Consider the following 6,501-nt stretch of genomic DNA (forward strand, 5'->3'; position numbering starts at 1 on the left):
GGTCACCTACGTCCGCAACGTCACCGACATCGACGACAAGATCCTCACCAAGTCCTCCGAGGCCGGCTGGGACTGGTGGGCCTGGGCGTACCGCTTCGAGCGCGAATTCACGCAGGCGTACGAAACCCTCGGCGTCGAGGCCCCCACGTACGAGCCGCGCGCCACCGGCCACATCCCCGACCAAATCAACCTCGTCCAGCGCCTCATCGACGCCGGCCACGCCTATTCGGACGGGCGCGGCAACGTCTACTTCGACGTCCACTCCCAACCCGACTACGGCTCACTCACCCGTCAGCGCCTCGTCGACATGCGCACCACCGAAGACGACGCCCAAATCGACGAGGCCATCGAAGCCGGCAAACGCGACCCCCGCGACTTCGCCCTCTGGAAGGCCACCAAGCCCGGCGAGCCGACCACGGCCTCGTGGGACAGCCCCTGGGGGCGCGGCCGACCCGGCTGGCACCTCGAATGCTCCGCCATGTCGCGGCGCTACCTCGGCGACGAATTCGACATCCACGGCGGCGGCATCGACCTGCGCTTCCCGCACCACGAGAACGAGCAGGCCCAATCCCACGGCGCCGACTGGCCCTTCGCGCGCCTGTGGGTCCACAACGCGTGGGTGACCACCAAGGGCGAGAAAATGTCCAAATCCCTGGGCAACGTCCTCTCCATCGGCACGCTGACCGAGGAGTACCCGGCCGTCGCCGTGCGCTGGGCCCTGTCCACCGTCCACCACCGCTCCGCCATCGAATGGGGCCCCGAGACCCTGCCCGCCGCGCACGCCGCCTGGGAAAAGTTCTCCACCTTCGTGGCCCGCGCCATCGAGACCGCCGGGGAAGCGGGGGCTGACGAGATCGCCCTGGCCCCCGCCGACCTGCCCGAGGCTTTTGCGGCCGCCATGGACGACGACCTCAACGTCGCTGGCGCGCTCGCGGTCCTGCACGAGCACCTCAAGGCCGGCAACGCCGCGCTGGCCGCCGGAGACGTTCCTGGCGTGTACCGCGAGCAGGTCCTCGTCCGCTCCATGCTGGACGTGCTGGGCCTGGACCCCGCCTCCGAGCAGTGGCGCGGTCAGGCCGGCATCGGCGCGGGTGCGTCCGGTGCGGCTGCGGCCGAGCACTCGGCGCTGGACGCGCTGGTGCAGGCCGTGCTGTCCGAGCGGGCTGCTGCCCGCGCCGCCAAGGACTGGGCGCGCGCCGACGAGCTGCGCGATCGCCTGGCCGCCGCCGGCGTCACCGTCACCGACGGCCGCGACGGCGCGACGTGGAGCGTCGGCTGAGCTGCGACTGAGCTGCGGCTGAGCTGCGGCCCCGGGAGCGCGAGCTCCCGGGGCCTTGTGCGTGTCGCATTCCCACCGGCGCAAAACCTCATCAAACTGAGCGAGCTCCCGGGGCCTTGTGCGTGTCGGCGATCGTCTCGCAGATTCCGCGTTTGTTCTTGTGATTGGGTGTCGCGCCCGATCCGTAGGCAGTGCACCTCTTCTGATCGGGTGTCGTGCCCCGTAACGGGTGCAGCGCCTCGTGCGGGGTGTGGTGCCTCGTAACGGGTGTAGCGCCTCGTAAGGGTGCAGTGTCCCGTAACAGGTGTAGTGCCTCGTAACGGGTGTGGTGCCCGCCATGCTGGTGCGTTGCCGCACGCTGCTCGTTGGCGTAGTGGCGTGCGGTGTTGTCGTGTTGCTCAGTCGCCTCGCTGGTATGGTTCCCCAGAAATGTCGCACGTAATTCCCCTGAGCCTATTTTAAACATTGAAATGTGGTTGTTGGAATTGCAACGTTTGTGGCCTATCTCGAAAAATGACCGCGTTAAATTACGTGCGACTTTTGCCTGGTTTTGGCGCTATTTGCGAGCACTCCGGAGGTCGTACTGATGACGTGAGGAATTATCTGTAGGTGGGAGCCGTCGTAGGGACTCTAGAGGTCTGCTGTTGTTGCTGCTGACTGGAGCCGGTGAAGGGATGTATACCTGTGTTGGCGAACAAAGCCGCTCCCTCTGCCCGACTCGTTGTGGGGAATTTTGTGTGGAAGAACGATGTGCCCATCCTTCTGCTGTGGATTCTGTTCATTCCGATGCGACGTTAGGAGGATCACCTTCTTCTGTCGGCTGCCTTTGAAGTGAGGGCCGACTATGCGCTCACCTTCTTCACTCAAGGTCCACTTGATAAGGTCTGCTATTTTCTTATCATCTTGAGAAGTTGATGCTTCTAGCTCAGTTGCGTGTTCTAGTGTCCAGGTGACTGAATCTACTATTTGTGTTATGCGAGGAACTTGGCGTTGGATACATCGTGACGCGTAAAACGCGAGGTGCCTAATCTCCTCCCTGAAGTATTTGCCGGCGGGGCAGATGTAGGCAGACTTCCTCTTGTAGGTCTCCCAGTTGCCCCGGCTGTTTGGGACGACTATGGTCTCCTGCTTTGTAATCGGTCGTCCACGCCATTGTGAATCCCAGGTTTCTTGGTAATTCTCTGTTATCCATGCACTAAATTGCGGCGAGATGAGCTTGGTAAGTTCGTTTACGCGCGACATGAGCATCGGGAGATCGTAGTCTTGGGCGTAATCGTGGTGCGCAATTCTATTTCGGAATTGCCGCACGTCATTCACAAGTGACCGAATATGTTTAGCGCTCGGTGGTCTACCCGTGCTTGGGTCTGTAAAAGCGCGGTGCAGAGCTCTTCTCCACAAGTCTTCATAGTTGACTCCTAGGATTCGAACCCAGAATCCAAACGTAAGGTTTGCGATAATCTGATCGCGTGATTCCGTTTTCTTCTCCCGCACCATGATCTCGCGTGCTGAAGAAATCGCGTCCTGTTCCTTTTGTTTCAGTTGACACGATTTCTGAAAAAAACCAAGGGATGCCTCGCATGGCTTCGTCAAAATACTCTTTGAGTTGTTCGTCAAGCGCATTTCTCAGGAGAATTTCTGTCTGAGATAGCATGGGCAGGCATGCAGCCGCCATGCGTGTGTTCCAGGCATAGAGATCGAGAGCGAGTGAGAGGTCTCCTTCGCAGGTATGGAGATATGGTCGGAGACGGGGCTCGGTAATGAATGCGAGGAGGCCTTCGTTAGCCTCGTCGCTACGCTTGCTATCGCTCATCGTCCTAGTCTACCATTGCCAGTGGATGCCCCGGGGTGGCCTCTGCTTGATGCATGCTCCCGGGGCTGCGTCGTATCCGCCTGCGTTTTCGAGAAGGGGATTCTGGTTCCGCAGTTTTCGATGGGCGGCCTGGGGTGTTCGACGGCCTGAGGCGCGGCCACAGATGGGGAGGATCAGCATGGAGTACGTGGCGCTGCTGCGCGGCATCAACGTCGGCGGTAAGAACAAGGTCGTCATGAGCGAGTTGCGCGAGCAGGTCGCCGGCGTGGGCTACGTGAACGTGCGTACCTACATCAATAGTGGCAATCTCCTCTTCGAGGCTGATGCCTCGCGTGAGGATGTTGCTCAGAGGATCGAGAACCTCCTGGCGTGCCGCTACGACTTCCCGATCCGACTGGCCCTCCTAACGGCGCAGGACTACCTTGCCCAGCTCGATGAGCTGCCCGACTGGTGGCACGGCGATGTGGCACGCCGCGACGCCCTGTTCTACACGCGTGGACTGGATCGAGACCACGTGCGCCAGCGCATCGAGGCCATGGAACTGGGCGACGAGGCCGTCCACTTCGGCGAGCACGCCGTATTTTGGGTCAAATTTGACGAAAAACAATTCCTCAAGACCGCCTACCACAAGCGCCTCCTGCGCGAGGACTTCTACCGCGAGGTGACGATCCGCAGTGGCGCGACGGTCGAAAGAATCGCGGCGATGCTCTCGCGGGGGTGAGGCGCCAGGTTGGCGGCCTCTGCGAGGCTGAGGCGAGTGTGAGGGCGGTGTTGTGCCGCTCAGTCGCCTCGCTGGAGTGGTTCCCCAGAAATGTCGCACGTAATTCCCCTTCGTGTATTTCAAGAGTTGAAATCAGATCGTTGGAATTCTGCGGTTTTCTGGATACCTATGAAAAGTGAGGGTACCCAAATTACGTGCGACTTTTGGGGGAGAGGGGCCAGGAGAGCCGAGGAGGACACGGGTTAGTGTGGAACCTGTCTGATCGTGATTTTGGCCCCCGCGCGAGCCCCTGCGGCCCCGATGCGGCCCAAAACCCGTAGGCTGGTGTCAGTTTATGAGAAGACGAGGAGACACCATGGCCTCACACAGCGGGCGCCCCGGCGCCATCCGTAAGAAGGGCACCAAGAAGGGCGCGCAGGTCGGCACCGGCGGCCACTCGCGCCGCCGCCTCGAAGGCAAGGGTCCGACCCCCAAGGCCGAGGACCGCACCTACCATCCGGCCTACAAGCGCAAGGTGAAGCGCGAGGCCCACGAGGCCCAGGAGGCGGCGATCGCGCGCGCCCGGGCCAAGTCCTCGATCCGCGTCAAGCCGGGCCACGAGCTGATCGCTGGCCGCAACCCGGTCGCCGAGGCCGCCCGCGCCTCGGTCCCGATCGAGCGCGTCTTCATCCTCGACAACGTGAAGGATGATCGCGTGGAGGAGGTTGTGCGCCTCGCCAGTGCCATGGGTGCCCCCGTGTACGAGGTCACCCGCCGCGACCTGGACGTCGCAACCGACGGTGCCGTCCACCAGGGCGTCGCCATCGAGGTGCGCGGCTACGAGTACGCAGACGCCTCGGACCTGATCGCCGGGTCGCTCCAGCAGCTGGGCCACCCGCTCCTCGTGGCCCTCGACCAGGTGACGGACCCCCACAACCTGGGCGCGGTCCTGCGTAGCGCGGGCGCGTTCGGCGCGGACGGCGTCATCATCCCCGAGCGCCGCAGCGCGGGCGTCAACACGACCGCGTGGAAGGTGTCGGCCGGTGCGGCCGCCCGCGTGCCCGTGGCTCGCGCGACGAACCTGGTGCGCGCCCTCGAGGAGGCCAAGGCGGCCGGCTACTTCGTGGTGGGCCTGGACGGCGGCGGAGACGCGCCCCTGCGTGGCCTGTCGCTGGCGGACGGCCCCCTCGTCATCGTGACCGGTGCCGAGGGCGCGGGCCTGTCCCGCCTCGTGCGCGAGACCTGCGACCAGATCGTGTCGATCCCGATCGCGTCGACCGTCGAGTCCCTCAACGCGGCCGTCGCCACGGGCATCGCCCTGTACGAGGTCGCCTCCCTGCGCGCGCAGGGCTGAGTGCATTGTGTGTTGATTTTTCAGGGGTGTTTACGTCGCCTCCCTGCGCGCGCAGGGCTGAGCCTGCCGAACCATCTGTCGTCTCGCCGCGGGCGCGCATCAGCGCCCGCGGCGAGACTGTTAATAGACGTGAGCAGGGCGCGCGAGCCGGACTATCGGCCCGCAGCCAGCTAGCGACCTCGGCGTGCCCTCTTCGCGGCTCTACGCATCTCCATGAGAGTCAGCAGTGCAAGGGGAACGTTGGGCGGCATATCGCGGATTCGGAGGCGTTCGGGGGCGGCTATCATGAGCCCCTCGTCCCTGAAGGACTGCTCGATCCTCTCCAGCATCGAGGCGATGCAGTCCTCCGCGAACATGGTCTCGCCGGTGGACGTGTAGTCGAAGTGGCACCACAGCTCGCTCATCGGCCGCATCCCGCCCGGGATCGGTCGGGCGATGACTTCGATGCGCGTCTTCTCGAGGAAGGCACGCTTGACGCGGTCAGGGACCGCCCGCGGGAACAGATCGGCGACGATGCCTGTCGTGGTGGCCGAGGCGATCGCATCGACGAGAAAAGCCTTCCCGGTGTTCCCGGTAGCCAGCTCGGTGCCCACCCACCCGCGCAGCGCGAATTGCTCGCGCATGCCGGGCGTCTCGGCGCGGATACCGTCCTTGTGCAGTTGGGCGACGCAGCGCGCCACGGCCTCGTCGGGGGAGACCGCCAGGCGAAAGACCCTGAACGGGTGCGTCGTGAGCGAGAGGCTGCGGCCGACGCGGGAAAACAAGGGGGTCATGGGTGTCCTTATCGTTGGAAGCGGAAGGCGCTGGTGCCGGTCGCCTTGCGTGCGTCCCGGTGCATCGTCGCGATGCCCGCGTCGGAGAGGGGAGAGTCGCCGGGAAGCTCCCTTTTTTGACGAGGCGCGGGGGAGCCAGGAGGATGCCCTGCTGGTGCAGGGACGTGCAGGTACTCGAAGACGCGGGCGATGGGATCCTTGCCGGGGTGGGCGCGCTGAATCGCCGTATCCCAGGGGAAACACCACAGCTCAGTGGATGTCTGAGTGGCGTCGGGCGAGGGGTGCGCCGCGATGACGATGCGCGTCTTGTTGAGGTGGCGCAGCTGGGCGCGCACCGCCTTCGACGTCAGGTAGACGGCGATCCCTCCCAACACGAGGCCCGGGGCGATCTCGCTAAGTTCCAGGAATGAGTCGTCGAAGTGTCTTCGCGAGGCCGTGGCCTGCCCGGGCATGACCGTGACCTCGGTGCCCGACCAGCCGCGCATCGCGAACTGGTCGCCCATCCCGGGGGTCTCGGAACGGATGCCGACGGTCGCCCAAAAGCCCATGCACCGCTCGAAAGCCTCGCGCGGCGGGCACGATATG

7 protein-coding genes are annotated in these 6,501 nt (G+C 64.1%); 3 read left to right on the plus strand and 4 right to left on the minus strand.

The genetic code is table 11. The features are described from left to right. On the plus strand, positions 1–1,279 hold a 1,279-nt coding region (gene cysS / locus RYL44_RS09595), incomplete at its 5' end, for a cysteine--tRNA ligase (protein WP_314975830.1). Positions 1,280–1,909: 630 nt separating this feature from the next. On the opposite strand, the gene RYL44_RS09600 is transcribed toward cysS, so the two are convergent. Together RYL44_RS09600 and RYL44_RS09605 are read right to left on the minus strand one after the other, a co-directional pair. Beyond that, positions 1,910–2,527: a hypothetical protein gene (locus RYL44_RS09600; protein ID WP_314975831.1), complete on the minus strand. Its 618-nt coding sequence runs from the start codon at positions 2,525–2,527 to the stop codon at positions 1,910–1,912. 154 nt (positions 2,528–2,681) lie between these two features. Then, complete coding sequence (locus tag RYL44_RS09605; protein ID WP_314975832.1) at positions 2,682–3,089, minus strand: hypothetical protein; 408 nt, start codon at positions 3,087–3,089, stop codon at positions 2,682–2,684. A 178-nt stretch (positions 3,090–3,267) separates the two neighbouring features. Here RYL44_RS09605 and RYL44_RS09610 point away from each other — a divergent pair, with 178 nt between their 5' ends. Together RYL44_RS09610 and rlmB are read left to right on the plus strand one after the other, a co-directional pair. Continuing rightward, the gene (locus tag RYL44_RS09610; RefSeq protein ID WP_276740957.1) at positions 3,268–3,810 is read left to right on the plus strand and encodes a DUF1697 domain-containing protein; all 543 of its coding nucleotides are present in this window, start codon (positions 3,268–3,270) and stop codon (positions 3,808–3,810) included. Positions 3,811–4,165: 355 nt separating this feature from the next. Beyond that, on the plus strand, positions 4,166–5,143 hold the full coding sequence (rlmB, locus tag RYL44_RS09615) for a 23S rRNA (guanosine(2251)-2'-O)-methyltransferase RlmB (protein WP_314975833.1): 978 nt from the start codon (positions 4,166–4,168) through the stop codon (positions 5,141–5,143). A 170-nt stretch (positions 5,144–5,313) separates the two neighbouring features. Here rlmB and RYL44_RS09620 read toward each other — a convergent pair whose 3' ends face one another. Both RYL44_RS09620 and RYL44_RS09625 read right to left on the minus strand, forming a co-directional pair. Continuing rightward, on the minus strand, positions 5,314–5,916 hold the full coding sequence (locus RYL44_RS09620; RefSeq protein ID WP_314975834.1) for a hypothetical protein: 603 nt from the start codon (positions 5,914–5,916) through the stop codon (positions 5,314–5,316). An 8-nt stretch (positions 5,917–5,924) separates the two neighbouring features. After that, positions 5,925–6,501: hypothetical protein (locus tag RYL44_RS09625; protein ID WP_314975835.1), on the minus strand; the 577-nt coding region annotated here is incomplete at its 5' end.

This window comes from Actinomyces bouchesdurhonensis (assembly GCF_963540955.1).
Lineage (GTDB): Bacteria > Actinomycetota > Actinomycetes > Actinomycetales > Actinomycetaceae > Pauljensenia > Pauljensenia bouchesdurhonensis.